The organism is Kitasatospora sp. MMS16-BH015, assembly GCF_002943525.1.
GTDB lineage: Bacteria > Actinomycetota > Actinomycetes > Streptomycetales > Streptomycetaceae > Kitasatospora.
In genome coordinates, this window is sequence record NZ_CP025394.1 from 4,947,130 (window position 1) to 4,972,135 (window position 25,006).

Sequence of the window (25,006 nt, forward strand, 5' to 3'; positions counted from 1 at the left end):
CGCTTCAGCGCACGGGGGTGTGCCGGATCTGGTCCTGGATGTCCGCCGCGTAGGGGGCGATCACCGGCAGCCCGGCGAAGTCGGAGAGCGTGGCATCCGTCTCGGCCAGCTTGGGGTCGAGGGCGGGCGCCGCGCTCGCCGTGGCGGCGGGGGCGGCGAGGGCGAGTCCGGCCAGGGTCAGGGCCGCGAGCGTGGCGATCTTCTTCATGTCCTGCCCAACGAGCCGACCGCCCGTCAGTCACCCATGGCCCACAAGCCCCACTCCGCGCGGCCGACAAAGATTCGGTCAAGTTTTCGCTCAGCAGTATCCCTACTCGTCGGTCCTGTGGTCGAGTCTCCCCGGCCCGTCGCCAACACCCGTGTGCGACCGGTCCATTGGCCTGCACGACTGGGGAGGAACTGTTGTCGGCAAGCGACCACAAGAGGCGATGGCTCACGATCTGCGCCGTCACCGCGACGATGGGCCTGATCGGCCTGCCCGCGAGCGCGGCTGGGGTGCACGGCACCCCGTTCGGCGCCCGGCAGCTGGCGGCCCAGGCCAAGCAGCGGCTGGCGCACACCGCTGCGACGCCGCACACCTTCGCCTCGCGTGCGGCGGGCGGGGACGGCGACGGCGGCAGCGAGTCGGACTCCGTGCAGGAGGGTGCCGACCAGCGGGCCGAGGCCCGCACCTCGCCCGGCATCGTGACCCCCGGCGCCTTCTCGGCGGCCTGGGGGCAGCTGCGCGCCCTGCCGCAGGCGGGCGGCGACTGGAAGCACCTGACCGGCCTGGCCTACGACTCGGACGACCCGCGCTACCGTGACGTGGACTCCAACTCCAGCGCCGGCATGGGCAGGGTGACCGGCAGGACGGCCGCCGTCGCGGCCGACGACCAGGGCCACGTCTACGCCGGCAGCGCGGGCGGCGGCGTCTGGCGCTCCTCGACCGGTGGCGGCAAGTGGGAGCCGATCAGCGACGCGCTGCCCAGCCAGTCCACCGGGGCGCTCGCCCTGGACGGCCAGGGCCGGCTCTGGCTCGGCACCGGCGAGGCCAACACCAACACCGACGCCTACCTGGGCGCGGGCGTCTTCGTGCTCGACCGCCCGGCGAGCGGCAGGTTCACCGCCCGCACCCGGGTCGGCGGCGCCGAGCTGGACAGCACCACCGTGCACGCGATCCGCTTCGGCGCGGGCAAGGCCTGGGCGGCCACCAGCAAGGGCGTCTGGACCCACTCGCTGAGCGACCTCGCCGGCCCCTGGCAGCTGGAGTTCGCGCCCAACCCGGACTACCTGCCCGGCGGCCCGCTGGCGGCCGACCCGAACGCCCCGTACAAGAACATCACCACCGACATCGCGATCGACCCGCGCGACCCGTCCAAGGTGGTGCTGGCGGTCGGTTGGCGCGGCGGTGACAGCTACAACGGCTTCTACACCAAGAGCAACGGCAGTTGGCAGCGGATCGCCTCGCTCGGCGACCTGCCGACCGACGCCGCGAACGTGGGCAGCGTGACCTTCGCCCGCTCGGCGGACGGCTCGCGGTACTACGCGATCGACCAGTCCCCGGCGCAGCAGGCCGGCAACCCGGACAGCGCGCTGGCCGGCATCTTCGAATCCAAGTCCGGCTCGCCGCTGGGCCCGTGGACCCGAATAGCCGACTACCACCAGCTGGCCGCCGCCGGCTCGGGCCTCCAACAGGAGGGCGACCTGCCGGGCAGCCAGTCCTGGTACGACCAGTCGCTCCAGGTCGACCCGACCAACCCGGACCACGTGTACGCGGGCCTGGAGGAGCTCTTCGAGACCTCCGACGCGGGCACCACCTGGAAGGCCGTCGGGCCGTACTGGAACTTCAACTTCCCGTGCTGGTCGATCGATCCGGCGCACCAGAGCGGCAGCTGCTCGCCGACCACCCACCCGGACCAGCACGGTCTGGCGGTCGGCAGCTACCAGGGCAGGCCGTACCTGTTCGCGGGCAACGACGGTGGTGTCTACCGCCGGCCGCTGGTCGGGCAGACCGACGCGAGCGGGCACGCCACCGACTGGGCCTCGCTCAACGACGGCACCATCGACACCCTGGAGTACTACTCGGTCGGCGTCGGCAAGGACCCGGCCGGCAAGGGGGTGGCGATCACCGGCGGCCTCCAGGACAACGGGCAGTCGATGCTCCGCCCGCACGACAAGGTGATGGGCTCCAACTTCGGCGGTGACGGCGGCGATTCGCTGGCCAACCCGAAGAACGGCTGCGAGATGGCCCAGGAGTACGTCTACCTGGCGCTCAACGTCACCCAGAACTGCGCGGTCAACGACGGAAGTTGGATCACCGACCCGAGCAAGGCCACCTCCTTCTCGATCGCCCCGGCGGACAACAAGCTGGGCGGGGCCGGGGCCCGGTTCATCGCCCCGCTGGCGGCCGACGCCAACGACCCGAATCGCTGGGTGGCCGGCGGGCGGCACGTCTGGACCCAGTCCAAGGGCTACGCGATCCGCTCCGGCGACGAGTGGCTCTCGGCCTACGACCTCGGCGCCGGGCACGTCTCCACCGCCGTGGCCGCCGCCAACGGCACGGTGTACGCGGCCTGGTGCGGCCCGTGCAACAACCAGGGCTTCACCCGCGGCATCGCCGTCGGCAACGCGGACGGCACCGGCTGGCGCCAGCTCACCCTGCCGGCCGACGGCTCCGGCGTGCCCAACCGCTACCTGAGCGGCCTGACCGTCGACCCGGCCGACCCGGCGCACGTGTTCGTCGCCGTCAACGGCTTCTCCCGGCACTGGACGGAGGGCCCCGGCGCGGGCCTCGGCCACGTCTGGGAGAGCCACGACTCCGGCGCGCACTGGACGGACATCAGCGCCGACCTGCCGGACGTGCCGGCCGACTCGCTGGTCCAACTGCCCGGCGGCGCCCTGGCCCTGGCCACCGACCTCGGGGTGCTCTACCGCCCGGCCCACTCCACCGGCTGGCAGCGCCTGGGCGAGCTGCCCGCCGTCGCCGTCGACCAGCTGAAGGTCGGCCCGGACGGCAAGCTCTACGCCGCGACCCACGGCCGCGGGCTGTACTCGATGGCCCTGGAGGACATCGAAGGCCAGCAGTGACGGACGGCGGGGTGGCGGCCGGCGACGGCCCCCACCCCGCCCCCGGTCAGACCGTGACGTACAGCTGCCGCACGCTGTTGCCGATGAACGAGGGGAGCGGCACCGGCGCCGGCTTCCCCTCGGCCAGCGCCAAGCCGGGGTAGCGGCCGAAGAGTTCGCGCAGCGCCGTCTCGGCCTCCAGCCGGGCCAGGCCCGCCCCCAGGCAGAAGTGCGGGCCGTGGCCGAGTGAGAGGTGCCTGGTCTGGGCCCGGGTGAGGTCGAAGCGGTCTGCCTCGGGGTAGTGCCCCTCGTCCCGCCCGACGGCCGCGTAGGAGGCGAGGATCGCCTCCCCGGCGCGGATCAGCACCCCGCCGACCTCGATCGGCTCGGCCGCGTAGCGCAGCGGGAACTGGCCCACCGGCGAGTCGTAGCGCAGCGTCTCCTCCACCACGGCGGCCCAGCCCACCTCGCCGTCGAGCACCAGCCGCAGCTGCTCGGGGTGGGCCAGCAGGGCCCGGACGGCGTTGGTGATCAGGTTGAGCGTGGTCTCGTGCCCGGCGATCAGCATCAGCAGCATGGTGCCGACCAGCTCGATCTCGGTGAGCCGGTCGTCCGCCTCGCGGGCCGCGATCAGCGCGGTGGTCAGGTCCTCGCCCGGCTGCTCGCGCTTGGCCGCCACCACCGAGCCGAGCAGGGCGAACAGCCCCTGGTTGGCGGCGGCGGCCCGCTCGGCGGTGGCGGAGCTGGAGACCAGGGTGTCGGAGAGCACGTGCAGCTCGTCCTGCTGGGACGGGTCGAGCCCGAGCAGCTCGCCGATCACCTGCATCGGCAGCGGGTAGGCGAAGTGCGCGCGCAGGTCGAAGGGGCCCTGGAGGCCGGCCACCGCCGTCAGCAGCTCATCGGTCAACCGCTCGATCCGCGGCTGGAGTTCGGCGATCCGGCGCGGGGTGAAGGCCTGGCTGACCAGGCCGCGCAGCCGCCGGTGGTCCTCGCCGTCGGCGGTGACCATGCCGGGCACGGTGACGAAGCTGCGCAGCGGCCAGTCCGCGGGCAGCCGGCCCTCCCGGAACTCGTTCCAGAGCCGGGGGTCCTTGCCGATCCGGGGGTCGGCGAGCAGCCGCTGGAGGGCGTCGTGGTGGGTTATCGCCCAGACCACCACCCCGCCAGGGAGCTCCACCAGGACCGCGGGCCCGGCCTCGCGGAGTCCTCGGTTCTCGGTGTGCTGGTCGGCTCCGAAGGGGTCGAGCCGGAGGGGTCGGAGGTCGTCGGCGGTTCGAAGGGCGGGGGCGTCCATGCGGGCCTCTCGGGTGTGGCGGTGCGCGGCGGGGTGAACGCGCTGTAGAGCACCGGCAACGAGACCAGTGCGCGCGACCAGGGGGACGGACGCCAGGCCAACTCGTGTCCTGGGACGGCTAGTTGCAGATCGGGCAGCCGGTGGAGCAGGGTCTCCACGGCCGTCTCGACGATGATCCGGGCCGGGTGCTGGGCCGGGCAGACGTGCCGGCCGGCCCCCCAGGCCAGGTGGGCCCGGTTGCCGACGTGGCCCACCATCGGGCCGCTGGCCCCGTGCACCGCCGGGTCGGCGTTGGCCCCGGCCAGGCCGAGCACCAGCAGGTCGCCCGCGCTGATGTACTGGCCGCCGAGCACGGTGTCGCCGGTGGCCCAGCGGCCGGGGAAGTTCTGGGTCGGCGGGTCGCGCCAGAGCACCTCCTCCAGCGCGTCCGAGACGGTCAGCCGGCCACCGGTGAGGGTGGAGCGGAAGCGGCGGTCGGTGAGCAGCAGCCGCAGTGTGTTGCCGGTCCAGTTGATGGTGGTCTCGTTGCCCGCGACCAGGATCACCACCAGGTGGTGCACGGCCTCCTCGTCGCTGAGGCCGGCCGGGTGGGCGAGCAGCCAGGAGGTGAGGTCCTGGCCCGGCTCGACCCGGCGGCGCTTGACCAGGTCGATCAGGATGGCCTGGAACTCGGCGTTGGCCCGCACCGACTTCTCGCTGCTGTCCACGAAGTGGCTGATCAGCTCGATCAGGTGCGGCCCGGCCTCGGCGGGCAGGCCGAGCAGCCGGGTGAAGACCAGCAGCGGCAGCCGCCGGGCGTACTGGCTGATCAGGTCGGCGGTGCCGTCCGGGCCCCAGCTGTCGATCAGGCCGTGCGCGGCGCTCTCGGTGGTCTGCCGCAGCTCCCGGTGGTCGATCCGGCCGAGGGTCTGGGCCACCGCCCCGCGCAGCCGCTGGTGCTCGGCGCCGTCCATGTTGAGCAGGGTCGGCCGCCAGGAGGTCATCGGCAGCAGCCGGGAGTCGGGCTTGAGCCGCCCCTCCCGGGGCACCCGCCAGCGCCGCGAGTCCTTGGAGAAGAGCTGTTCGTTGCGGGTGAGTTCGAGCAGCTCGGCGTAGCCGAGCACCAGCCAGGCCTCCACCCCGGGCTCCAGCTCGATCGGCGCCACCGGGCCGTGCCGCTCGCGCATCCGGGCGTACAGCCCGTGCGGGTCCTCGGCCACCGTCTGGCCGTAGAGCGGGGTGACGTCGCCCTGCGGGCGGTGGGCCGGACAGCCCGGCGGCGGTACCGCGGCGGCGGCCGCCTCCGGCGGGGGAGTGGTCATGGCTGGAGCTCCAGGACGGCGGTGGAGTGGAGGTGCGCGACGAAGTCGATCAGCAGGTCGTACGAGTTCCGGCGGTCCCGCGCGTCGCAGCTGAGGATGGGCACCTCGGGCAGCAGGTCCAGCGCCTCGCGCAGCGCCTCCTCGGGGTGCTCGGGGCTGCCGGGGAAGGTGTTGACGGCGACGGCGAACGGGATGCGCTGCTCCTCCAGCCGGCCGAGCACGTCGAAGCTCTCCTCCAGCCGCCGGGTGTCCACCAGCGCGATGGCGCCCAGCGCCCCGCGCGAGAGGTCGTCCCAGAGCGGCCAGAACCGCTGCTGGCCGGGGGTGCCGAAGAGGTAGAGCGCGAGCCGGGGGTTGAGCGTGATCCGGCCGAAGTCCAGCGCGACCGTGGTGGTGGTCTTGTCGGTGCGCCAGGTGAGGTCGTCCACCCCGGCCCCGGCGGCCGTCATGGTCTCCTCGGTGCGCAGCGGCGCGATCTCGCTGAGCGAGCCGACCAGGGTGGTCTTGCCCACCCCGAACGGGCCGGTGACCAGGATCTTGACGGCGCTCTGCACGGTGGCGGGCAGGTAGGCGGGTTCCTCGAGCGGCGCGGCGGCAGGCTCAACGGAGTTGGCGGAGGCCAACGAGCACCTCCTCCAGGAGGGTCGCGGGCAGGCGCTCGGCCTGCTCGACGGGCGGTCGGACGTGCACGGCCCCGAGGTCCCACAGGTCGCCGAGCAGCACCTTGACCACGCCGAGCGGCAGCCGCAGGTGGGCGGCGATCTCGGCCACCGAGAGCAACTCGCGGGCCAGGCCCAGGATCCGCAGGTGTTCGCGGCCCAGCCCGGCCGCCTCCGGATCCGGCAGCTCGGCGGCGGGCACGGCGGCCACCAGGCTCTCCAGGGCCAGCACGTTCCGGCTCGGGCGGCTGCGCCCGCCGGTGATCACGTACGGCCGGACCGGTCCGCTCACCGGGCGTCCCCGCCCGCGTGTTCCAGCCGCGGCGGGCTGGTCAGGTGGGTGCCGATCCGCTCGACCAGCACCTGCATCTGGTACGCGACCAGACCGGCGTCCACGGCCTCGCTGGTGATCACCGCGAGGTGCGCCCCGGCCCCGGCGGCCACGATGAACAGGTAGCCGCCGCCGTACTCTACGATGATCTGCCGGGTGGTGGACTGCTGCCCGCCGAACCCCTGCGCCACCCCGCGGGCCAGCGACTGGAGCCCGGAGCAGGCCGCGGCCAGCCGTTCGGCGTCCTCGCGCAGGATCCGCTCGCTGCGGCCGATCTCCAGCCCGTCGGAGGAGACCACCACCGCGTGCTGCACCTCGGGGACGTTGACGATGTCGGCGAGCAGCCAGCCGAGGTCAGGACTGGGGGTCATGGAATTCTCCGGGGGCCAGGGGAGGGACGGGGGGAGCGTCGTCGTACGGCTGCCGGGCGGCGGAACGGCCGCTGGCGGTGCCGGCCTGGAAGAGCGCCATGAAGGTCTGCGCGTCCCGGGCCGAGCGCGGCGGTACGGGGGCACCGCCGAAGTCCTGGGTGGGCGGGGGCGTCACGCCCCGGCGGTTGGTGCGGCGGGGCAGCGCCCCGGTGGCCGGCGGCGGCCCGGCGGGGGCGGGCTGCGACGGCACCTGGGCCTCCCGGTGGCCACCCGGCTCGTACTCCCGCTGCGGCTCGCGGGCGTGCGCCGCGCGGCGCGGGCGGACCGGCAGCTCGGGGCTCTCCACGGCCGGGCGGCCGCGGTGCGGCACCACCGGGGAGCCGTACTCCTCGTGCGCGGGCGGCAGGTTGCCCGGCAGCGGGTCGGTGAGCAGCGCGTGTGGCAGCAGCACCACCACCCGCACCCCGCCGTAGGGCGAGGGGGCGGAGCTCAGGGTGGCCCGGAAGCCGTACTGCTCGGCGAGCCGGCCGACGGCGGCCAGGCCCAGCTGCGGCACCTCGCCTAGCCGGGAGACCTCCAGGGTGCTGCCGCCGGCCAGCGCGGTGGCGGCCTTCTCCACGGCGTGCTCGGGCATGCCGACCCCGCCGTCGTCGATCTCGATCACCGCGCCGTTGTGCACCGGCATCAGCGTCACGAACACCTGGGTGGAGGGCGGCGAGTAGCGGGTGGCGTTGTCCAGCAGCTCGGCCACGGCGTGGATCAGCGCCTCGGCGGCGGCGCCGATCACGGCGGTCTCGATCCGGCTGCGCACCACCACCCGCTGGAACGGCAGGATCCGCGACTGCGCCCCGCGCACCACGTCCTCCAGCGCGACCGGCTCGGGCCAGTGCCGCCCGGCCCGGGCGCCGCAGAGCACGGCCAGGGTCTGGGCCAGCCGGGCCTGCTGGGCGGCGGCGTGGTCGGCCTTGAGCAGGCCCTCGAGCAGCGCCGGGTCGTCGTGGGTGCGCTCCATCTCGTCCAGCCCGGCCTGCTGGTCGTGGGCCATCACCAGGATCCGGCGGGCCACGCTGAGGAAGGCGCGCTGGGTGGAGGCGTTGAGCTCCTGCTCGTGCAGGATGGCGGCGCTCTCGGCGCCGCGCCGGGCCCCCTCCTCGCGCAGCTGCTCGCGCAGGACGGCGCTCTCCTGCTCGCACTCGGCCAGCCGGCCGCGCAGGGTGGTGGCGACCGCGTGGTAGCGGGCGGCGGCCAGCACCGAGAGGGCGGCGAGCGCACCGGCGGCGGTGCAGAACCACTGAGTCGTCGTCACGCGGCGAATTCTAGGGCGATGATCCTATCCAAGGGTGAACACTTCTGACACTCAGTGACCCGAACCCGACAGTTTTTACCCTGGAGGTCATCCGGCGGGTGCCTTTCAGCCAACTCACAGCCACCGGCGGGATGCTGGGCGCCCCCGCTCAGACCGCCGCTCGGCACGCACTCAGCCCGCACTCAGCCCGCCGGGGCGATCCGGTGCAGGAGCAGCAGCGCGACGTCGTCCGGCTGGTGCCGCCGCTCGGTCACGTTCAGGGTCAGCAGGTCGGCCAACTGCTCCAGTCCGGCCGCCTCGTGGTCGGCCGGATCGGCCCGCCGGGTCCACAGCGCGAGCCCGCCGAGCATCCGCTGCACCGACTCCTCGTAGTCCTCCCGCCGGTCCTCGACCAGGCCGTCCGTGTACACCAGCAGCGTCTCGCCCGGCCCCAACCCGCCCGTCACCAGCGGGTACGAGCCCTCGGGGTCGACCCCGAGCGGCGGCCCGCCGGGCAGCTCCAGCTCGGTGGCGGCGCCCTCCGCGATCCGCACCGGCGGCGGGTGCCCGGCCCGGGCCCCGCGCAACTCCCCGGTGGCCGGATCCAGCGTCAGGTAGAGACAGGTGGCGAAAAGGTCGGTGTCCAGCTCGGCCAGCAGCCGGCTGGTCCGGGCCAGCGTGGCCGCCGGGTCGTGCCCGTCGGTCGCGTACGCCCGCAGCCCGCTGCGGAGCTGGCCCATCACCGCGCTGGCCTCGGCGTTGTGCCCCTGCACGTCCCCGATCACCAGCCCCACCAGCCCGTCGGGCAGCCGCAGCAGGTCGTACCAGTCGCCGCCGATCTGCATCCCCTCGGTGCTCGGCAGGTACCGCGCGGCGCTGGTCACCCCCGGCAGCCGGGGCAGCCGGCGCGGCAGCATCGCCCGCTGCAGCTCGGTGGCCCGGTGGTGGTGGGTGTCGTACAGCCGGGCCCGCTCCAGCGACTGCGCCAGGATGCCCGCGAAGGAGGAGTACATGGTGCGGTCCTCCCGGCTGAACACCCGCGCGGTGGCGAAGGTGATCAGGCAGGACCCGACCTGCCGCCCGGAGGCGACCAGCGGCAGCACCGCCCAGGCCGCCGGGGCCAGCGGACCGCCGCCCCCGGTCTGCCCTGGCTCGCTGAACAGCGGGGTGGCCCGGGTCAGCGAGTGCCGCATCACCCCGGCCGAGAGGTCGTGCAGCCGGCTCAACTCGCTGCGGTACGGGCCGCCGTAGACGGTGTGCGAGACCGGCAGCAGCCGGCCCTCTTCCACCAGGTCGAGCACCACGCTCGCCGCCCCGAGCGCCGGCCGGGCTATGTCGGTCAGCGCGGTGGTCACGTCCCGCACGGTGACCGCCCGCGACAGCGTCCTGGTCAGCGCGAGCAGCAGCGCCGACCGCGCCCCGGCCACCTCCGGGGCCGGCCCGCCCCCGGTCGCCGCCCGACCGGCCCGGTGCCGGTCCCCGAACAGCCCGGCCACCCGCACCGGCCGCCCGTGCAGGTCCAGCATCACCTCGCCGGTCTCCTCCACCGGCACCACCGAGCCGTCCCCGCGCACCACCCGGTAGCTGAGCCGGTACGCCCCACCCTCGGCCAGCGCCTCGGCCATCCCGGCCTGCAGGTCCGGCAGGTCCTCCGGGTGCACCAGATCGGCGAAGTCCGGCACCACCGCCGCCGCCGGATCGGCCGGGGCCGGCCGCCCGAAGATCTCGTACGACCGGGCGTCCCAGACGGTCTCCCCGGTCACCAGATCCCGCTCGAACGCCCCCACCCCCGAGGCCCGCACGGCCAGCGACAGCAGCGGCTGCGGCCCGGCCGGCTGGGCCGTCCGGACCCCCGGCGGCGGGCGGTCGCTGCTCTGCACGTGGTCGATCAGGTGCGCCAGGCGGTGGGCCACCGCCTCGGCCAGCGTCTCCAGCACGTCGATGTCCCGGTGCGGCACCGTCCCCCGGTGCGCCAGCGCCACCGCCAGCGACCCGACGGTGGCGCCGTCCACCAGCAGCGGCAGCGTGGCCAGCGCCACCAGCCCCGTCCCGCGCCCCGCCTTGGCGTCCGGATAGTCCGCGCTGGTCTGCTCCGGGCTGAGCAGCACCGGCCCGCGCTTGCGCACCGCCAGCGCGGCCGGCAGATCACTGGCCGGGTCGACCAGGGTGTACCGCTCGTGCGCCCAGTCCGGCAGCCCGTGCGAGGCCGCGAGCCGCAGCATCCCGTCCCCGTCCACCAGGTACAGCGCCGACCCCTCCCCGGTGATCCAGGCCGGCCCCTCCGCCAGGATCGTCCCCAGCAACTCCGCCGCACTGTTGCACCGCAACAGCAGCCGCACGCACCGCATCGCCGTCCGAGGCGAGGGCCCGCCCGCCCCGTCCTCCGGCGGCAGCCATGGCGAGGACAGATCCATGCAACGATCCTAAGTTCGTGTGAGGCACCCGGCACGGGACGACAACCACCACCAGGGGCGCGGGGCCCCTCTCGATTCACTGCGTGCGCGGCCCACCCTGCACTCCGCCGCTGTCTTGCGCCCATGCCCTGGTCGCACTCTCCGTTGACGGTGCAACTGGCTCCCCGCGCGAGATGGCACCTTCGCCCCTCCCGATCTCGCGCAGTTCCCCGCGCCCCTGAAAACCCCTGCTCAGCTGCCCGCCCCGAGCCGTCGGACCACGACCACCGTCCGGTCGTCCGCCACGTCCGGCGCCACCCGCCGCAGCAACTCCGCCGCCGAGTCGGCCGCCCCGGCCCGGAGCAGCGGCGCCGCCGCACCGAGCAGGCGCCCGATCCCCTCGTCGATGTCCTCCCCGGGCACCTCCACCAGCCCGTCGCTGTAGAGCAGGAGTGCATCCCCGTGGTCCAGCTGACCGCCCGCCGCCGGGAAGGAGGCGCCGGGCAGGATGCCCAGGGCGGGGCCGCCCGCCTCGCGGAGCTGCCAGCTGCCGCCGAGGGCGCGGTGGTAGTGGGCGGCCGGGGGGTGGCCGGCGTGGAAGAGGCGGTACTCGCCGCTGGAGGGCCGCAGGGCCAGGTGGACGGCGGTGGCGAACTCGTCCTCCCAGTCCAGGCGGCAGAGGTAGTCGTTGGCCCGGGGGAGGAAGGATTCGGCGGGCACCGAGCCGAGCAGCATGGCCAGGGCGCCGGAGAGGTGCATCGACCGCGCGGCGGCCCGGCTGCCCTTGCCGGAGACGTCCACCAGGACGACCTCCAGGAGGTCGCGGTCGGCCCGGTGCGAGGCGAGCAGGAAGTCGCCGGAGAAGAAGGCGCCGCTGACGGGGGCCAGGGCCCGGTCGAAGCGCCAGTCGAGGAGCTGTTCGGGGAGCCGGCCGAGTGCCCGGGTCCGTTCGGAGAGTTCGACCAGCATCGAGTCGCCCCGGGTGCCGCGCAGGCCCAGCCGGGTGCGGTAGCGCGAGGTGAGCAGCACCAGGCCGGCGGTGGCGATGACCACGGCGGCGGAGCCGGGCCGCAGCCCGTACGGGGTGCGCAGGAAGATGTCCAGCATCAGCCCGACCGTCACCGGTACGAGCAGCGCGAGCTGCCGCCGGGTGTGCAGCACGAAGCCCCCGCAGATCAGCGGGAAGACCAGCATCGAGGGCGGGCAGTAGTCGGGCCAGCGGATCGCCAGCCAGGTCAGCAGGCCGGCCACGGCCGTGAGCACACCGACGGCCTCGCGTTCGGCCCGGGTCTCCCCGTCGAGCAGTCGGCTCAGCCACCGGCCGAGCGACCCCCGCCGCAACCCCTCCCGCACCTGCCGAGCCACCGTCGTGACTGCGGGCACCGCAACCTCCGCCAGCGCTCGGTCTCATCGGGACAATCCGCTCAATCTATCCCGAATCACCCCGCGCCCTGCGGAAGCGAGGCACCGGCGCCAGTGCCGGCACCGGCCCTACTGGCCGTCGCACTCCCCGTACGCCTGCACGGGAGCGGCCGCCACCGGCCGCAGCCGCCAGACCGAACGGGCTATCTCGACCGCCCGCCGCACCGCGCTGCCCACCCCGTCGCCACCGGCCGCCGGGACGAGTGCCGCGGGCACCGGCGAGGCCGTGCGCTGGCCGGGGACGAGGGCCGTGGTGGTCTGCGCGGTCTGCGTCATGGTGCCCACATCCTTGGAGTGATCCGCTCTTGCCCCGAACCATATGGCTACCCAGGCTCCGCACAGTCTCCCGGGTGTCCGGCGACGAATTGGTAAAGGAAACCGCGCGAATCCGTACCAGTCCATACCGGCCGAATCACCATCAGTTCCCCCGCGAACGGATCCTCAGTGCGCCTCGGCCGGGGCTGGGGCTTCGGCCGGTGGCCAGCTCCGCAGACCCTCCGTCAGCACCCGGGTCAGCCGCTCCCGGGTCACCGCGAGGTCCGCCGCCAGCTGGAAGGCCCCACCGGCCGTCAGGGCCGCGAAGCCGTGCGCCACCGAGCGGACCGTCCGGGCGGCGTGCACCGCCTCCTCGCCGGCCAGGCCGTAGCCGCGCAGCACCGCGATGATCACGCCGACCAGCCGGGCGGCGGCCTCGCGGAGCTCGGCGTCGTCCTGCGGGGCCTGCGGCAGCGCGCCGTACCGGTACGGGTGGCGCTCGGCGTAGTCGAGGTAGGCGTCGAGCAGGGCGGCCACCGCCACGTCCCGGCTGCGGCCGAGCACGGCCTCGCCGAGGGCGGTGGCCAGTTCGGTGGTGACCCGGACGGCGACCAGGCGGCGCAGCTCGGGCAGGCCGCCCGGTACGTGCTTGTACAGCGAAGGGGTGGCGACCCCGGCCTTGGCGGCCACGGCGGCCAGGGTCAGGGCCTCGGCGCCCTGGACGTCGACCAGGTCGATCGCGTGGTCGACCACGGCCTGCGGGGTGAGTCCGGCGCGCGGCATCAGGCGGCCTTCACGGCTGCGGCCTCGGCGGCGGCCACCTCGGCCAGGAAGGGCAGCAGCGCGGCGGCGGTGGCCTGCGGGTCCTCGGCCATCGGGTAGTGGCCGGCACCGGGGATCAGCACCTGGCGGGCGTTCAGCGCCTCGGCCTGCCGCTGGGCGACGGCGGCGGGGGAGGGGAAGTCGGGGTCCTGCTCGCCCATGACCACCAGGGCCGGGCACTCGACGGCCGCGCTCCAGCCGACCGGCGCGGAGTCGCCGAACACGTAGCCCCGGGTGGCGGTGGCCCGGCCGGGGGTGCGCAGGCTGGCCACCAGGCCGGCCGCGTAGGCGTCCAGGTCGGCGGGCTTGGCCTGGCCGAAGGCGGTCTTGCGCAGGTAGAGGCCCCAGAGGCTCGGGAAGCGGAGCACCGCGTGGCCGAGCGCCTTGACCATCCCGCGCTGGAGGGCGTTCGGCGACAGGTTCTCGATGAAGCCGTCGATCAGCGCGATGCCGGCCACCCGCTCGGGCGCCAGCCCGGCGGCCTTGACCACCGAGGCGGCGGTGTAGGAGCTGCCGACCAGGGTGGCCCGCTCGATCCCGAGGTGGCTCAGCAGGGCGAGCGCGTCCTCGGCGATCGCGGCGGGGGAGTAGTCCGCCCACTCGATCGAGGACTCGCCGAACCCGCGCAGGTCCATGGCGACCACCCGGTGCCCGGCGGCCAGCAGCAGCGGCCGCAGGTGCCGGTAGGCGTGCCGGGAGTCGAGCATGCCCGGCAGCAGCAGGACGGCGCTGCCGGTGCCCTCGTCGTCGAAGGCGATCCGCCCGCCGGGCAGCTCCAGGTACCGGGTGGCGGTGGTGGCGGTGGCGTTCATGGTGCTCCCCCTCGGGATCGGTGCGTTGTTCCCTGTAGCCATAAAGCTAAGGCTAATAGCCTTAGCCGTCAAGCGACTGGGATACGGTCGGCGCACCCGCACCACCTGAACCATCTGCACCAGAGGGGCCACCCGATGCCGTTCATCAACGTCAAGCAGCTCTCCGGCCGGACCGACGAGCAGAACGCGGAGATCACCCGCGAACTCACCGCCGCCTACGCCCGGATCACCGGGGTCTCGCCGGAGAACATCTGGGTGGCCATCGAGGAGATCCCGGCCACCCACTGGTCCTCGGGCGGTGTCACCTACGCGGCCAAGCGGGCCGCGGAGGCGCAGCAGTAGGGGCGGTGCTCACGGGGCGTCCACCCGGAACGGGTCGTGCTCGGCGAGCAGCTTGTCGAGCCTGGCCTGGTCGACCCGGGTGACGATCGCGCCGTCCTCCTGGCGGTCGCGGATCACCTTGGCCAGCGTGAAGGCCGAGGTGATCTCGTAGAGCAGGCCGACGGCGAGGAAGCCCCGCACCCAGGCGCTGACGGGCAGGTAGGCGATCCCGATCGCCAGGGCCGCCGAGGCGAGCCCGAAGGAGAGGATCGCCTGGATGTAGTAGGCGTTGGTGGTCCGGCCGGGCACTGGTGTGTTCATGACTCCAGGGTCGCCAACTCCCGTACTCGGCACATGAGTACGCGTACTCAACCGCAGCGCCCGGGAGTTGCCGGTCGACCGTCTCAAATCACCACGTATGCACCCGGATCGGACCTGACATCGTCCACAGGTCTGGACCGAGATGCCGAGCGGCTTGGAATCAGGGGCCACTCGGATTAACGTTTGATAACGCAGCGCGGTCGGCAACGCCGTACCCGAAACGGCACCGTGCGCCGTCGCCTAATCCATGGGCCCGCCCTCACCGGTGGGCCCGGGAGCCGGGGAACCACGTTCCACTGGGGTGAATCAGCCGGGCCCCCGCCCGGCCGTAGGAGACCTTCCTGCTCCGAACCCGTCAGCTAACCCGGTAGGCGCGAAGGAAGGAAAGGAGCGCGCCTCCCTTGGCGTCGACGCACTCCCCCGCAGGCCCGGCCACCCAGCTGCTGGACGGCCCCACCGTGCTGCCGCCCCTCGGAGACGAGGTGGCCAGGCATCGGATGCCCCGCCAGGCCCGTACCGGCGGCCCGCTGCTCGGCGTCACCGCGATGGCCGCCTCGCTCGGCGCCACCGGTTTCGCCGCGGCCGGCCCGGCCGCCGCCGCGCCGCTCCCCGCCGCCCCGGTGACCACCCCCGACGCGGCCACCGAGGACTCCACCGAGCTCACCCTCTCGGCCGACCCGGGCCTGGCCCTCGCCGCCCGGATCCAGCAGCAGGCCGACGGCCAGCGCACCGCCGCGGAGGAGACCGCCCGGGTGGTTGCCGCCCAGGAGGCCGAGGCCAAGCGGGCCGCCCAGCAGGCCGAGGCCCGGGCCGAGACCGAGCGCACCGCCGTGACCCTCCCGGTCGCCGGCTACACCCTCACCGCCCACTACGGTCAGGCCGGTTCCTACTGGTCGCACCTGCACACCGGCCTCGACTTCGCCGCCCCGACCGGCACCCCGGCCGTGGCCGTCGCCGCGGGCACCGTCACCTCGGCGGGCTGGGCCGGCGCCTACGGCTACCGGGTCGTCCTGACCCTCCCCGACGGCACCGAGCTCTGGTACTGCCACCTCTCCGCCATCACCACCACCGCCGGCCCCGTCACCCCGGGCACCCAGCTCGGCCGGGTCGGCGCCACCGGCAATGTCACCGGCCCCCACCTCCACCTGGAGGTCCGTCCGGCCGCCGGTGCCCCGATCGACCCGCTGCCCTGGCTCCACGCCCGCGGCCTCCAGCCCTGACTCCAGGGGCCCGACCCCAGGGGCCCGACCCCGAGCCCGACCCCAGGGGCTCGGGGAACTGCGAGGGCATCCGAAGGGGCGTGCACTCCTTGACGCCCCACCCGGCTCACCGCTCGCCCCCTCCGACTACTCCGTCTCCTGCTCCTGCTCCTGCTCCTGCTCCTGCTCCGCCGCCTCCTGCGCGGCCAGGTACGCGTCGATCTCCTCCGGGCCCGGCTCGGGGGCCAGTTCGGGGTACTCCAGCAGCAGCTCGGGCAGCCCCGGCACCGTCCACTCGCCGCACAGCCGCAGCGCCTCCCGCACCACCGCCGCCTCGAACTCGGCGTAGTCCCCGGACAGTTCGTCCGGCATCGGCAGGCCGAGCGCGTTCAGCCCGGCCAGGTTGCGGTAGCTGCGCCGCATCAGCCACTGCTCCAGCAGCGCCCGCGCGCCGTCGGTGGCCATGCCCACCGAGATCACCCGGGTCGGCCCCCAGCCGCCGTCCCCGCCGACCCAGTCCAGCACACCGAGCCCGTCCGGCCCGCCGCCCTCCTCCAGCGCCCCGAACGCGGCCAGCCGCTCCGTCTCGGGCAGCTCCCGGAAGGCGTCCAGCCAGGCCCGCACGGCGGCCGGATCGGCGGTGTCCACCCCGTCCGCCCGCAGCAGCAGGGTGTAGAGCCGGGGCCAGGTCACCAGGTGCGGCTGCCGCAGCAGCCCGCAGAGCAGCTCGCCCTGCCATTCGGCCTCCTCGTGCAGCCGCTCCCACCGCTTCGCGTTGAGCCGCCGGGCCGCCCGCTGGTGGTCGATCAGCAGCCGCACCGCCGCCCCGTACGCCTCCGGCTGCTCGGCCGGCTGCACGTACAGGTACATCCGCTCGTACAGCAGCTGCTCCACCACCGGCGAGGTCAGCTCGGGGAAGCCGTCGTGCAGCTGGGCATCACCGAACTCCAGCAGGGTCAGCACCGTCCGGACGGCCTCCTCCGGTACGGGCGGCAGGCCGGCTTCGGCGGCCCAGGCCAGTAGATCGGCGGTGCGGGGGTGCGGGGTGAGCTGGAGGTCTTCGACGTTCACCCTCGGTACGGTAGCCGCTGGGCCCACCACTCGGCGGTATCGTCGGGAGCCATGCAGCCCGAACCCACCCCGGCGCAGCCCCCGCACCCCGCCCCGGCCGAGCCCGCTCCGCTCCCTGAGCCCGGTCCGCTCCTTGAGCCCGCTCCGCTTCCTGAGCCCGCTCCGGCCGCTCCGGCCGTCCCGCTCACGCCGGTGCGGCTCACCGGGCCCCGGTTGGCGATCCGCGAGTTCCACCACACGCCCGAGGACGTGGACGCCCTGCACGCCGTCTTCGGCGATCCGGAGACGGCCCGCTACCTCCCCTTCGAGCCGCGCGACCGCGAGACCTGCGCCGACCAGATCTCCCTCTACCTGGACGAGGCCGAGGCCGAACCCCGCACGGTCTACCGCCTCGCCGTCACCCTGCTGGCCGAGGGCGAGCCCGAGTACGCGGTACCGATCGGCAACCTCGCCCTCGGTCTGGAGGGCGACCGGGCCGCCTTCCTCGGCTACGCGCTGCGCCGCGACACCTGGGGGCGCGGCTACGCCGGCGAGATCACCGCCCTGGCCTGCGACTTCGCCTTCGGCCCGCTCGGCCTGCACCGCCTCTGGGCCCGGGTCGACCCGGACAACACCGCCTCCTCCCGCGTCCTCACCCGGGCCGGCTTCCAGCTGGAGGGCCGGATCCGGCACGACCTCCACCTCGGCGGCCGCTGGCACGACGCGTTCCAGTACTCCCTGCTGGAGGACGAGTGGCAGGCCGGTGCCTGGCGCACCGGGGAGCAGCCACCCGCTCGGGGGTAGGGAGAACCCCACCCCGGATTCGGTAGTGGGCTGCAATGTGCCGAGGGGGGTCGGCGCGGCATCGTGGTGGTCGTAGCGAGGACGAGGACACGAGCCAGCAGCCCAGGGGGCCCAGGATGAGCACCATGCAGCCGAGTACGACGCTCTACGACACCAGCGCGTACCCCTACCGGCGGAAGCCCGCCCCGTCCTTCCTGCACGCCCCGTTCGCGGGGGCGACGTACCGGGAGCTGGGCTACCTGCTCACCGCCTTCCCGATAGCGACGGCGGCCTTCGTCGCGGCGGTCACCCTGCTCTCGGTCGGCGCGGGCCTGCTGGTCACCGTGCTGGGCCTCCCGGTGCTCGGCCTGCTGCTGGCGAGCGCCCGCGGCTTCGGCGCGGTCGAGCGCCTGCGCGCCCGCACCCTGCTCGACATGGAGGTCCCCGCCCCGGCCCCGGTCCGGCCCCGCCGCCCCGGCTTCTGGGGCGCCGTCACCGCCCGCCTGGCCGACGGCCCCGGTTGGCGCGCCGTCACCTACCAGCTGGTGGTCTTCCCCTGGGCGGTCTTCTCCTTCGTCACCTCGGTGGTCTTCCTCTCGGTCGGCTGGGCCGCCGCCCTCTACCCGGCCTACCACTGGGCGATCGCCCGCTTCACCCCCTGGCCCGGCCTCCAGCTCTTCGACTTCAGCAACGAGACCGGCGTCCACCGCTACTACCTGAGCTCCCCCTGGCAGATAGCCGGCTTCTCCGCCCTCGGCCTGCTCATGGTCTTCCTCTCCCCGCTCCTGCTCCGCGCCCTGACCAGCGTCCACCGCCTGGCCGTCCGCCTCCTCCTCGGCGCCCTCTAGGGCCTCCCGGAGAAGCCGAAAGGCCCGGCAGAAGAATCTGCCGGGCCTTTCGGTGCTACTGAGTAGCGGGGACAGGATTTGAACCTGCGACCTCTGGGTTATGAGCCCAGCGAGCTACCGAGCTGCTCCACCCCGCGTCGGTGAGATCACCCTATGCGACAACCCCCCACATCGCGAAATCCATTTCCCGAGGGCCCGCTCAGCGCGGTCGCCGCAGCCACTCGTCGAGGGCCGGGTAGTCCGCCGCCACCAGCCCGATCCGGGGGTCCACCCGGTACAGCAGGGCCGGCCCCTCGTGGTGCGCCGCCACCCAGGCCCGGTCCGCCGCACCGATCTCGTCGTCCACCCAGACGAACGGCCGCCCGGCCGCCCGGGCCACGATCGCCCGGGTCTTCCAGTGCAGCCCCCGCCGTTCGTCCAGCTCCTCCGACTCGGAGGGCTCCGGCCAGTCCAGCACCTCGGCCGGCGGCAGCCCCAGTCGAGGCGCCACCCACTCGTTCGCCTCGCCCAGCCAGGTCGTCGCCCAGACCAGCTCACCGTGCAGCTCCGCCAGCCGGGCCCCCTGCCCGGGGTCGATCCGGGTCAGCAGCGGGTTCACCCCGAGGGCATCCGGGCCAGGCTCCGGCGGGAAGGCCGGGTAGGACGACGCGGCCCCACCGAACGGGATGAGCACCCCGTCGACATCGAGGAACAGCAGCGGGTCGAAGGCTCCGGTCACTCCGGCACGGTAGTCCGCCGCCGCCTCGCCGCGTTCCCCTTCCCGCTCGCCGCCGCCTGCCACCGTGCCCCCCGACCGCCCGGTGGCGCCCGCCCGGCCGGTGGGCTCCGGGTGCGGGGGGTGGTGGGGCGTGTTGCGATGAGGCCACCGGGTCGTCGCAGGTCGAAGGGGTCTTCGTGCTGGTCACCTCGCGTCCGCTGGACGAGTACTGCGAGCTGTTCGGCCTCACCCGCCGCCGGCTCCGCGCCGTCCCCGGCCGGATACTCGACTGCCCCGGCGGCGCGGCCGGCCTCGCGGCCGAAGCCCGCGCGCTCGGGGTCGAGGTGGTGGCCACCGATCCGGCGTACGCGGCCCCGATCGCCACCCTCGCGGCCCGCGCCCGGGCCGGCCGCGCCGCGATGGCCGCCGCGATGACGGCCAGCCCGCAGCTCTACCCGCCGACGCGCCACGTCCAGCCCGCCCGCTACCTACGCGGCTGGGACCGCGCCCGCCGCCTCTTCGAGGCCGACGCCACCGACGACCCCTCCCGGTACGTCGCCGCCGCCCTACCCCACTTGCCCTTCGCCGACGGCTCCTTCGCCCTCACCCTCAGCTCGTACCTGCTCTTCGCCTACCCCGAGCTCTTCCCGCCCGCCGCCCAACTGGCCGCCCTGCTCGAACTGACCCGCGTCACCACCCCCACCGGCGAAGTCCGCGTCTACCCCCTCCACGACGGCACCGGCCGCCGCTGCCCCCACCTCCCCGAACTCCGCGCGGCCCTCCGCCACCACGGCGTCAGCAGCCGCCTGCTCACCCTCCCCCGCCCGGGCGACGCCACCCGCGGCCGCACCGTCCTGCTGCTCGGCCACCGAGACGGTCGGCCCGGCCGCCTGGCCGGTCAGCTCGGGTAGCGGATCAGCCCGCCGGTCGCCAGCTCGAAACCGAACGGATCCGGGACGGGCACGGTGTCCCCGAAGGCGCCGTTCCACTGGAGCCGGTAGGACCCGCCGGCAGGCTCGGAGAACAGGGTGATCCGCCCGTCCCGCGGGTCGATCAGCAGATAGAGCGGGATGTCCATCAACGGGTAGTCGCGGACCTTGCCGACCAAGTCGTTCTCCGGATTGGACACCGAGACGATCTCGACGGCGATGGCGGCGAGCCCGGCCGGCACCTCGTTGCCGCCGAGTTCCACGACCGACAGCGGGATGTACGTCAGGTCCGGGTTCCGTAGCTTGCCGACGTTGGGTGACGCCAGGTCGGTGTTCTCGCTGGGCATCAGTCCGGCCGGCCGGTGAGCGTCGAACTGCTCCCGGACCACCAAGAGGTTCCGTTGATGGATCACCGAGGGTCCGGCCATCATGATGATCTCGTCACCGGAGATCTCGACCTTCCACCCGGCTGGGGGCGTCAGGCTCTGTGCATACTCCAGCAGCTGCGCGTGGCGTTCGGGAACACGGAACTCGGCCATGGGGACATCCTCCCATCCAAGCCCCGCGCCACGCCGTGGCTCACACCTCGGTCGGCGGGGCGGGCGTCACCCCCGCCGACGGGCTGTTGTCCGGGGCGTTGGCGGCGGTGGCCTGCTGGGGGAGCTGTACGTGCCCGAGGATGTCCTCCACCACCGCGCGGCGGCGTGAACGCGGGGGGATGGCACGGGAGTTGGCCGCCTTCGCGGTGACGGCCGCGAGGATCTCGGCGCGCTGGCCGGCGGTGAGGTCGGCGTCGAGGGCGGCCCGGGCGGCCTGGAGGGCCTGGAGGAGTTCGAAGGAGGAGAGGGGGTTCTTCAGGACGTCCAGGACCAGCGGCACCGCCGCCGGGTCGGGGCGGCCCTTGAGCAGGGCGAGCGCCTGGATCCGCAGGCCCTGGACGCCCGAGCAGAGCATCGCCCGCACCTCCTGCGGCCCGATCCCCTTCACCGAACCGGCCGCGATGGCCGTCTGGTTGACCGAGTCGGCCAGCGTCTCGCGGTCGGCGGCCGAGAGGGCCCGGGCCATCCGCAGCCTGGTCAGCAGCCAGGCGGCCACGAACCCGACCACGGTGAAGTAGACCGCCAGCGCCGCGCCGTACTGCGCGGCCCCCCGCCCGGTCTCACCCCCGCCGACCAACGGGGCCACCGCGTCGCCGAGTTGGTGCAGCCGGTGCGGCAGGGTGACGAGCTGGGTGAGCCCGGCGCCGAGCAGGATCTTGGTCAGCCAGTCGGAGACCTGCTCCAGGTTGGTGTTGGGCGCGTAGGTGGAGGTCGAGGTGGCCTGCATGTCCTCGGGGTGTGCGGCCGCGCCGCTGGTGAGCACCTTGGGGATGCCGAACAGGAACCCCAGCAGCCCGCCGGTCACCGTGCACCCGCCCGCGACCATCAGCGAGCCGCCAAGCGCCCGGGCCCAGTCCCCGGTGGAGACCGCGAACAGCACCAATCCGGCCAATCCGGCACCCAGCAGCACCGCCAACCCGGCCTGCGCCGCCGGCGCCAACTCGCCGTCCCGGGCGGACTCCTGCCCCGCGTACCCCGCCCGGCTCCGCTCGAACACCACTGCCGCCTCCCCCGTAGTCCGTGCTCGGATGGTAGCCGGTGGCCGGAACGGACCACATCGTGGTCGGCCCCTTGGAGGGCCTTGTCGATCTCTATACCCTGAGGCCATGCGACCAGCCGTGACTCTGCCTCCAACTGCCGCCCGGGTCAATGCAGTCGGCCCCTCGCCGGTGCGCGAGATCCTGGCGCTGACCGCCCGCCCCGAGGTGATCAACTTCGCCGGCGGCCTGCCCGCGCCCGAGCTGTTCGACGCCGAGGGCCTGCGGGCCGCGTACGACCGCGTGCTCGCCGAGGACCCGCAGCGGGTGCTCCAGTACTCCACCACCGAGGGTGACCTCGACCTCCGGACGGCCGTCGCCGCCCGGCTGACCGCCCGCGGCCTGGCCACCGGGCCGGACGACCTGCTGATCACCTCGGGTTCGCAGCAGGCGCTCACCCTGCTGGCCGTCGCGCTGCTCGAACCCGGCGACGTGGTGCTGGTCGAGGACCCCTGCTACCTCGCCGCCCTGCAGTGCTTCGGCTTCGCCGGCGCCCGGGTGGTGCCGGTGCCCACCGACGAGGACGGCATCGACCCGGCCGCGCTGGCCGAGATCGCCGAGCGGGAGCGCCCCAAGCTGCTCTACCTGGTGCCCACCTTCCAGAACCCGACCGGCCGCACCCTGACCGCTCCCCGCCGCCGCGAGGTGGCCGAGCTGGCCGGGCGGCTCGGCTTCCGGATCATCGAGGACGACCCGTACGGCGAGCTCCGCTACGACGGGCAGCCGGTGCCCTGGATCGCCACCGACCCGGCCGCCGCCGACCGCACCGCGCTGCTCGGCTCCTTCTCCAAGGTGCTGGCCCCGGGCCTGCGGCTGGGCTACCTGCGTGCCCCGGCCGAGCTGCGCCGCGCCTGCGTGATCGCCAAGCAGGGCGCCGACCTGCACACCTCGACCGTCGACCAGGCCGCCGCCGCCCGCTACCTGCGGGACAACGACCTGGACGCCCATGTGGCCACCGTTCGCGCCGCCTACCGCGAACGGCGCGACGCCCTGCTCGGCGGCCTGGCCGCCGCCCTCCCACCGGGCAGCCGTTGGAACCAGCCGGCCGGCGGCATGTTCGTCTGGGCGAGCCTGGCCGGCGGCCTGGACGCGACCGAACTGCTGGCCACGGCCGTCAAGCACGAGGTGGCCTACGTGCCGGGCGCCCCGTTCTTCGTCGGCGACCCGGACCGGGGTGCCCTGCGGCTCTCCTTCATCACCCAGGGCCCGGACGTGATCGAGGAGGGCCTGCGCCGCCTGGCCAAGGCGATCGAGGAGCACGGCTAGCTCCGGACGGGGTCGATCCGGCCCCGGGCATGCCGAAGCCCCCGGGCCCTCGCTCTGAGGGGCTCCGGGAGCTCGACAACTTCTGCGCATCTCCGCCGCAGAGAGCTACGGACTAGGCCGCGGCCTCCACGGAGGCGCGCCCGAGCGAGTCAGCCGCGCACACGGACGCAGTCGTAGAGGTACTCAACTCAGGATCACCTCCCTTCTCTTCGATGTCCCCAACACTAGGCAGGGCCGCCGAGGGCCGCAACGGAATTAAATCCGGGGAGATGCACCGGAGAAGCCGAAAGGCCCGGCAGAAGAATCTGCCGGGCCTTTCGGTGCTACTGAGTAGCGGGGACAGGATTTGAACCTGCGACCTCTGGGTTATGAGCCCAGCGAGCTACCGAGCTGCTCCACCCCGCGTCGGTGAACCCAACCCTACGGGAGAGTGCCGCAGAAGGGAAATCGCTTTCGGCGGGGCCCGTACGAGGCCGTCAGCCGGCCGGGTGGGCCGGTCTGGGCTGGGGGCGGCGTTGGGCGTGCCTGGCGGTGCGGGACCGGGCCCAGGCGGCGAAGCAGACCAGGGCGGCGAAGCAGGGCACCATCAGGGCGGCGTAGACCAGCAGGAAGCCGTGGGTGCCGAGGCCGGCGGCGGCGTTCCAGGTGCCGTGCAGGGCCATCGCGAGCAGCAGCCCGAGCGGCCCCGCCGTGCGGGCCAGCCAGCGGCGGCCGGTGGTCAGGGCGACGGCGAGGCCCAGGCCGGTGAGCGCGGTGAAGAGCGGGTGCGCGAAGGGCGAGAGCAGGCCGCGCAGGACGAAGGTGTGCACGGTGCTGTCGAAGTCGCGAAGGCTGGGCGTCTCGCCGAGCCCTATCCCGTCCAGCCGGGCCTGCTGGTCGTCGGTGAAGGCCCGGCCCAGGTAGAGGGCGTTCTCGGTGAAGGCGAAGCCGCAGGCCGTGACCCCGCCGAGCACCACCCCGGCGGCCAGCGTCCGGGGGTGCGCCCGGGCCCGGCTGCGCGGGTGCGCCCGGGGGTACGGGCGGGCGCGCAGATGCGGTGCGGGGCGCGGCCGCCCCGCCGGGCGCCACCCCCGAGCGCCGAGCCGGAGCGAGCCCAGCCGCAGCGAGCCGAGCCGCAGTGCACCCAACTGCAGTGCACCCAACTGCAGCGCACCGAGTCGCAGCCCGCCCAGCCGCAGCCCGCCCAGCCGCAGGGTGCCGAGCCGGAGCGCGGCGGGGGAGCGGCGGGCCAGTACGGCGTAGCCGCGTTCGGCCCGGCAGCGCAGTCGGCGGCGGACGGGCAGCATGAGCAGCAGCAGGGCCGCACCCTTGGCCGTCTCCTCGATCAGCGGGGTGGCGAACTCCGCGCCGAGGGTCTCGCCCCGGGCGCTGCCCTGGTGGGCGATCAGGAAGTCGCTGGCCCAGCCGTTGGCCATGATCGCGACGGTGGTCGCGGCGCAGGCGCCCCAGGCCAGGCAGAACAGCGTGTGCCGCAGTGGCACCCGGCCGGTCTGGTTCAGCCAGGCCAGCGCGCCGAGCACGAAGGGCAGTGGCAGCAGGGCCAGGCCCATGCCGACCAGCAGTCCGACGGTGCCGGTCTGCCGGTGGACGAGTTGCAGGATCAGCACCCCGCAGCCGGCCAGCGCGAGCGCGGCCAGGGCGGAGGAGACGGCGGTGCCGCGCAGCGGTCGGGCCCGGCGGAGGTAGCGGTCGGGCACCAGCCGGGCAGGCGCCGGTCGAGCGGCTGCCGGGCGCCGGGGCAGCACCAGGCCCGCCCGGCGCAGCCGGGGGCCGGGGATCAGCCGGGTGCCCGAGCGGCGCGTGGGCGGGTCGTCAGCGGTGGTGTCGGCCCCGGACGCGGGAGGCCGACCGCCCCCGGGCGGACTGCTCACCCGAAAAGCCTAGGGGAACCCCACCCCCACGGGGAGGCCCCGACACGAACGGGTGGGGTCCGCCCGAGGCACTGGCCGCACCGGCCCCACCAGCG

Annotated in this window: 25 protein-coding genes, 2 tRNA genes and 1 riboswitch; of the genes, 7 read left to right on the forward strand and 20 right to left on the reverse strand. The window is 74.3% G+C overall.

Annotated elements, in window-relative coordinates:
• Positions 1 to 4: 4 nt before the first annotated feature.
• On the reverse strand, positions 5 to 208 hold the full coding sequence (locus CFP65_RS21455) for a hypothetical protein (protein ID WP_104817708.1): 204 nt from the start codon (positions 206 to 208) through the stop codon (positions 5 to 7).
• Positions 209 to 402: 194 nt separating this feature from the next.
• Here CFP65_RS21455 and CFP65_RS21460 point away from each other — a divergent pair, with 194 nt between their 5' ends.
• Complete coding sequence (locus tag CFP65_RS21460; protein ID WP_104817709.1) at positions 403 to 3,066, forward strand: glycosyl hydrolase; 2,664 nt, start codon at positions 403 to 405, stop codon at positions 3,064 to 3,066.
• A gap of 46 nt (positions 3,067 to 3,112) precedes the next feature.
• Here CFP65_RS21460 and CFP65_RS21465 read toward each other — a convergent pair whose 3' ends face one another.
• The 11 genes from CFP65_RS21465 to CFP65_RS21510 all read right to left on the reverse strand — a co-directional run bounded on the left by CFP65_RS21465 (position 3,113) and on the right by CFP65_RS21510 (position 13,990).
• Positions 3,113 to 4,222, reverse strand: coding sequence for a cytochrome P450 (locus CFP65_RS21465; RefSeq protein WP_254552498.1), 1,110 nt, complete (start codon positions 4,220 to 4,222; stop codon positions 3,113 to 3,115).
• Complete coding sequence (locus tag CFP65_RS41090; protein ID WP_254552499.1) at positions 4,186 to 5,640, reverse strand: cytochrome P450; 1,455 nt, start codon at positions 5,638 to 5,640, stop codon at positions 4,186 to 4,188. Before CFP65_RS41090 ends, CFP65_RS21465 begins: the two co-directional genes overlap by 37 nt.
• Complete coding sequence (locus CFP65_RS21470; RefSeq protein ID WP_104817711.1) at positions 5,637 to 6,263, reverse strand: ATP/GTP-binding protein; 627 nt, start codon at positions 6,261 to 6,263, stop codon at positions 5,637 to 5,639. The genes CFP65_RS41090 and CFP65_RS21470 overlap by 4 nt, the downstream gene beginning before the upstream one ends.
• Positions 6,241 to 6,591, reverse strand: coding sequence for a DUF742 domain-containing protein (locus tag CFP65_RS21475; RefSeq protein ID WP_104817712.1), 351 nt, complete (start codon positions 6,589 to 6,591; stop codon positions 6,241 to 6,243). The genes CFP65_RS21470 and CFP65_RS21475 overlap by 23 nt, the downstream gene beginning before the upstream one ends.
• Complete coding sequence (locus tag CFP65_RS21480) at positions 6,588 to 7,001, reverse strand: roadblock/LC7 domain-containing protein (protein ID WP_104817713.1); 414 nt, start codon at positions 6,999 to 7,001, stop codon at positions 6,588 to 6,590. Before CFP65_RS21480 ends, CFP65_RS21475 begins: the two co-directional genes overlap by 4 nt.
• The gene (locus CFP65_RS42165; RefSeq protein WP_104817714.1) at positions 6,985 to 8,307 is read right to left on the reverse strand and encodes a sensor histidine kinase; all 1,323 of its coding nucleotides are present in this window, start codon (positions 8,305 to 8,307) and stop codon (positions 6,985 to 6,987) included. The genes CFP65_RS21480 and CFP65_RS42165 overlap by 17 nt, the downstream gene beginning before the upstream one ends.
• Before the next feature lie 182 nt (positions 8,308 to 8,489).
• Positions 8,490 to 10,700: a SpoIIE family protein phosphatase gene (locus CFP65_RS21490; protein WP_104817715.1), complete on the reverse strand. Its 2,211-nt coding sequence runs from the start codon at positions 10,698 to 10,700 to the stop codon at positions 8,490 to 8,492.
• A gap of 231 nt (positions 10,701 to 10,931) precedes the next feature.
• Positions 10,932 to 12,062 carry a PP2C family protein-serine/threonine phosphatase gene (locus CFP65_RS21495; protein WP_158702300.1) on the reverse strand — a complete coding sequence of 377 codons (1,131 nt, stop codon included), beginning with the start codon at positions 12,060 to 12,062 and terminating at the stop codon, positions 10,932 to 10,934.
• Between the two features lie 108 nt (positions 12,063 to 12,170).
• Positions 12,171 to 12,377, reverse strand: a complete 207-nt coding sequence (locus tag CFP65_RS21500; RefSeq protein WP_104817717.1) for a hypothetical protein — start codon at positions 12,375 to 12,377, stop codon at positions 12,171 to 12,173.
• A gap of 165 nt (positions 12,378 to 12,542) precedes the next feature.
• Positions 12,543 to 13,139 (reverse strand): TetR/AcrR family transcriptional regulator, encoded by a 597-nt coding sequence (locus CFP65_RS21505; protein ID WP_104817718.1) that lies wholly within the window; start codon positions 13,137 to 13,139, stop codon positions 12,543 to 12,545.
• Entirely contained in the window at positions 13,139 to 13,990 is an 852-nt protein-coding gene (locus CFP65_RS21510) for an alpha/beta fold hydrolase (protein ID WP_158702301.1), read from the reverse strand. The genes CFP65_RS21505 and CFP65_RS21510 overlap by 1 nt, the downstream gene beginning before the upstream one ends.
• A 135-nt stretch (positions 13,991 to 14,125) precedes the next feature.
• Between CFP65_RS21510 and CFP65_RS21515 the strand changes: the two genes are divergently transcribed.
• The gene (locus CFP65_RS21515) at positions 14,126 to 14,332 is read left to right on the forward strand and encodes a 4-oxalocrotonate tautomerase family protein (RefSeq protein WP_104817720.1); all 207 of its coding nucleotides are present in this window, start codon (positions 14,126 to 14,128) and stop codon (positions 14,330 to 14,332) included.
• A 9-nt stretch (positions 14,333 to 14,341) separates the two neighbouring features.
• On the opposite strand, the gene CFP65_RS21520 is transcribed toward CFP65_RS21515, so the two are convergent.
• The gene (locus tag CFP65_RS21520) at positions 14,342 to 14,632 is read right to left on the reverse strand and encodes a YiaA/YiaB family inner membrane protein (protein ID WP_104817721.1); all 291 of its coding nucleotides are present in this window, start codon (positions 14,630 to 14,632) and stop codon (positions 14,342 to 14,344) included.
• A gap of 227 nt (positions 14,633 to 14,859) precedes the next feature.
• Positions 14,860 to 15,020, forward strand: a riboswitch (cyclic di-AMP (ydaO/yuaA leader).
• Between the two features lie 13 nt (positions 15,021 to 15,033).
• Between CFP65_RS21520 and CFP65_RS21525 the strand changes: the two genes are divergently transcribed.
• On the forward strand, positions 15,034 to 15,852 hold the full coding sequence (locus CFP65_RS21525; protein ID WP_254552500.1) for a M23 family metallopeptidase: 819 nt from the start codon (positions 15,034 to 15,036) through the stop codon (positions 15,850 to 15,852).
• Between the two features lie 126 nt (positions 15,853 to 15,978).
• Here CFP65_RS21525 and CFP65_RS21530 read toward each other — a convergent pair whose 3' ends face one another.
• Complete coding sequence (locus tag CFP65_RS21530; RefSeq protein ID WP_104817722.1) at positions 15,979 to 16,902, reverse strand: hypothetical protein; 924 nt, start codon at positions 16,900 to 16,902, stop codon at positions 15,979 to 15,981.
• Between the two features lie 51 nt (positions 16,903 to 16,953).
• On the opposite strand from CFP65_RS21530, the gene CFP65_RS21535 reads away from it, so the two are divergent.
• Together CFP65_RS21535 and CFP65_RS21540 are read left to right on the forward strand one after the other, a co-directional pair.
• Entirely contained in the window at positions 16,954 to 17,685 is a 732-nt protein-coding gene (locus tag CFP65_RS21535; RefSeq protein ID WP_104817723.1) for a GNAT family N-acetyltransferase, read from the forward strand.
• A gap of 116 nt (positions 17,686 to 17,801) precedes the next feature.
• Positions 17,802 to 18,512: a sensor domain-containing protein gene (locus CFP65_RS21540; protein WP_158702302.1), complete on the forward strand. Its 711-nt coding sequence runs from the start codon at positions 17,802 to 17,804 to the stop codon at positions 18,510 to 18,512.
• 63 nt (positions 18,513 to 18,575) lie between these two features.
• Here the strand turns inward: CFP65_RS21540 and CFP65_RS21545 are convergent.
• Together CFP65_RS21545 and CFP65_RS21550 are read right to left on the reverse strand one after the other, a co-directional pair.
• Positions 18,576 to 18,649 (reverse strand) — tRNA-Met (locus CFP65_RS21545).
• Between the two features lie 62 nt (positions 18,650 to 18,711).
• Complete coding sequence (locus CFP65_RS21550; protein WP_104817725.1) at positions 18,712 to 19,230, reverse strand: HAD domain-containing protein; 519 nt, start codon at positions 19,228 to 19,230, stop codon at positions 18,712 to 18,714.
• Between the two features lie 176 nt (positions 19,231 to 19,406).
• Between CFP65_RS21550 and CFP65_RS21555 the strand changes: the two genes are divergently transcribed.
• Entirely contained in the window at positions 19,407 to 20,120 is a 714-nt protein-coding gene (locus tag CFP65_RS21555) for a methyltransferase (RefSeq protein ID WP_104817726.1), read from the forward strand.
• Here the strand turns inward: CFP65_RS21555 and CFP65_RS21560 are convergent.
• Positions 20,108 to 20,677 carry a Uma2 family endonuclease gene (locus tag CFP65_RS21560; RefSeq protein WP_104817727.1) on the reverse strand — a complete coding sequence of 190 codons (570 nt, stop codon included), beginning with the start codon at positions 20,675 to 20,677 and terminating at the stop codon, positions 20,108 to 20,110. The genes CFP65_RS21555 and CFP65_RS21560 overlap by 13 nt on opposite strands.
• A gap of 40 nt (positions 20,678 to 20,717) precedes the next feature.
• Complete coding sequence (locus CFP65_RS21565) at positions 20,718 to 21,737, reverse strand: hypothetical protein (RefSeq protein ID WP_104817728.1); 1,020 nt, start codon at positions 21,735 to 21,737, stop codon at positions 20,718 to 20,720.
• A 106-nt stretch (positions 21,738 to 21,843) separates the two neighbouring features.
• Between CFP65_RS21565 and CFP65_RS21570 the strand changes: the two genes are divergently transcribed.
• A complete protein-coding gene (locus CFP65_RS21570; RefSeq protein WP_104817729.1) occupies positions 21,844 to 23,040 on the forward strand; it encodes a PLP-dependent aminotransferase family protein in 1,197 nt (398 codons plus the stop codon).
• Positions 23,041 to 23,371: 331 nt separating this feature from the next.
• On the opposite strand, the gene CFP65_RS21575 is transcribed toward CFP65_RS21570, so the two are convergent.
• Positions 23,372 to 23,445, reverse strand: a tRNA-Met gene (locus CFP65_RS21575).
• Positions 23,446 to 23,516: 71 nt separating this feature from the next.
• Positions 23,517 to 24,911 (reverse strand): PrsW family intramembrane metalloprotease, encoded by a 1,395-nt coding sequence (locus tag CFP65_RS39130; protein WP_158702303.1) that lies wholly within the window; start codon positions 24,909 to 24,911, stop codon positions 23,517 to 23,519.
• Between the last annotated feature and the right edge of the window lie 95 nt (positions 24,912 to 25,006).

What these genes read in the sequence shown, in the direction of transcription:
- CFP65_RS21540 (WP_158702302.1), top strand. Translation starts at nt 17,802, where the DNA reads ATGAGCACCATGCAGCCGAGTACGACGCTCTACGACACCAGCGCGTAC.
- CFP65_RS21455 (WP_104817708.1), bottom strand. Translation starts at nt 208, where the DNA reads ATGAAGAAGATCGCCACGCTCGCGGCCCTGACCCTGGCCGGACTCGCC.
- CFP65_RS21480 (WP_104817713.1), bottom strand. Translation starts at nt 7,001, where the DNA reads ATGACCCCCAGTCCTGACCTCGGCTGGCTGCTCGCCGACATCGTCAAC.
- CFP65_RS21490 (WP_104817715.1), bottom strand. Translation starts at nt 10,700, where the DNA reads ATGGATCTGTCCTCGCCATGGCTGCCGCCGGAGGACGGGGCGGGCGGG.
- CFP65_RS21535 (WP_104817723.1), top strand. Translation starts at nt 16,954, where the DNA reads ATGCAGCCCGAACCCACCCCGGCGCAGCCCCCGCACCCCGCCCCGGCC.
- CFP65_RS41090 (WP_254552499.1), bottom strand. Translation starts at nt 5,640, where the DNA reads ATGACCACTCCCCCGCCGGAGGCGGCCGCCGCCGCGGTACCGCCGCCG.
- CFP65_RS21520 (WP_104817721.1), bottom strand. Translation starts at nt 14,632, where the DNA reads ATGAACACACCAGTGCCCGGCCGGACCACCAACGCCTACTACATCCAG.
- CFP65_RS21505 (WP_104817718.1), bottom strand. Translation starts at nt 13,139, where the DNA reads ATGCCGCGCGCCGGACTCACCCCGCAGGCCGTGGTCGACCACGCGATC.
- CFP65_RS21500 (WP_104817717.1), bottom strand. Translation starts at nt 12,377, where the DNA reads ATGACGCAGACCGCGCAGACCACCACGGCCCTCGTCCCCGGCCAGCGC.
- CFP65_RS21515 (WP_104817720.1), top strand. Translation starts at nt 14,126, where the DNA reads ATGCCGTTCATCAACGTCAAGCAGCTCTCCGGCCGGACCGACGAGCAG.
- CFP65_RS21570 (WP_104817729.1), top strand. Translation starts at nt 21,844, where the DNA reads ATGCGACCAGCCGTGACTCTGCCTCCAACTGCCGCCCGGGTCAATGCA.
- CFP65_RS21510 (WP_158702301.1), bottom strand. Translation starts at nt 13,990, where the DNA reads ATGAACGCCACCGCCACCACCGCCACCCGGTACCTGGAGCTGCCCGGC.
- CFP65_RS21560 (WP_104817727.1), bottom strand. Translation starts at nt 20,677, where the DNA reads ATGGCCGAGTTCCGTGTTCCCGAACGCCACGCGCAGCTGCTGGAGTAT.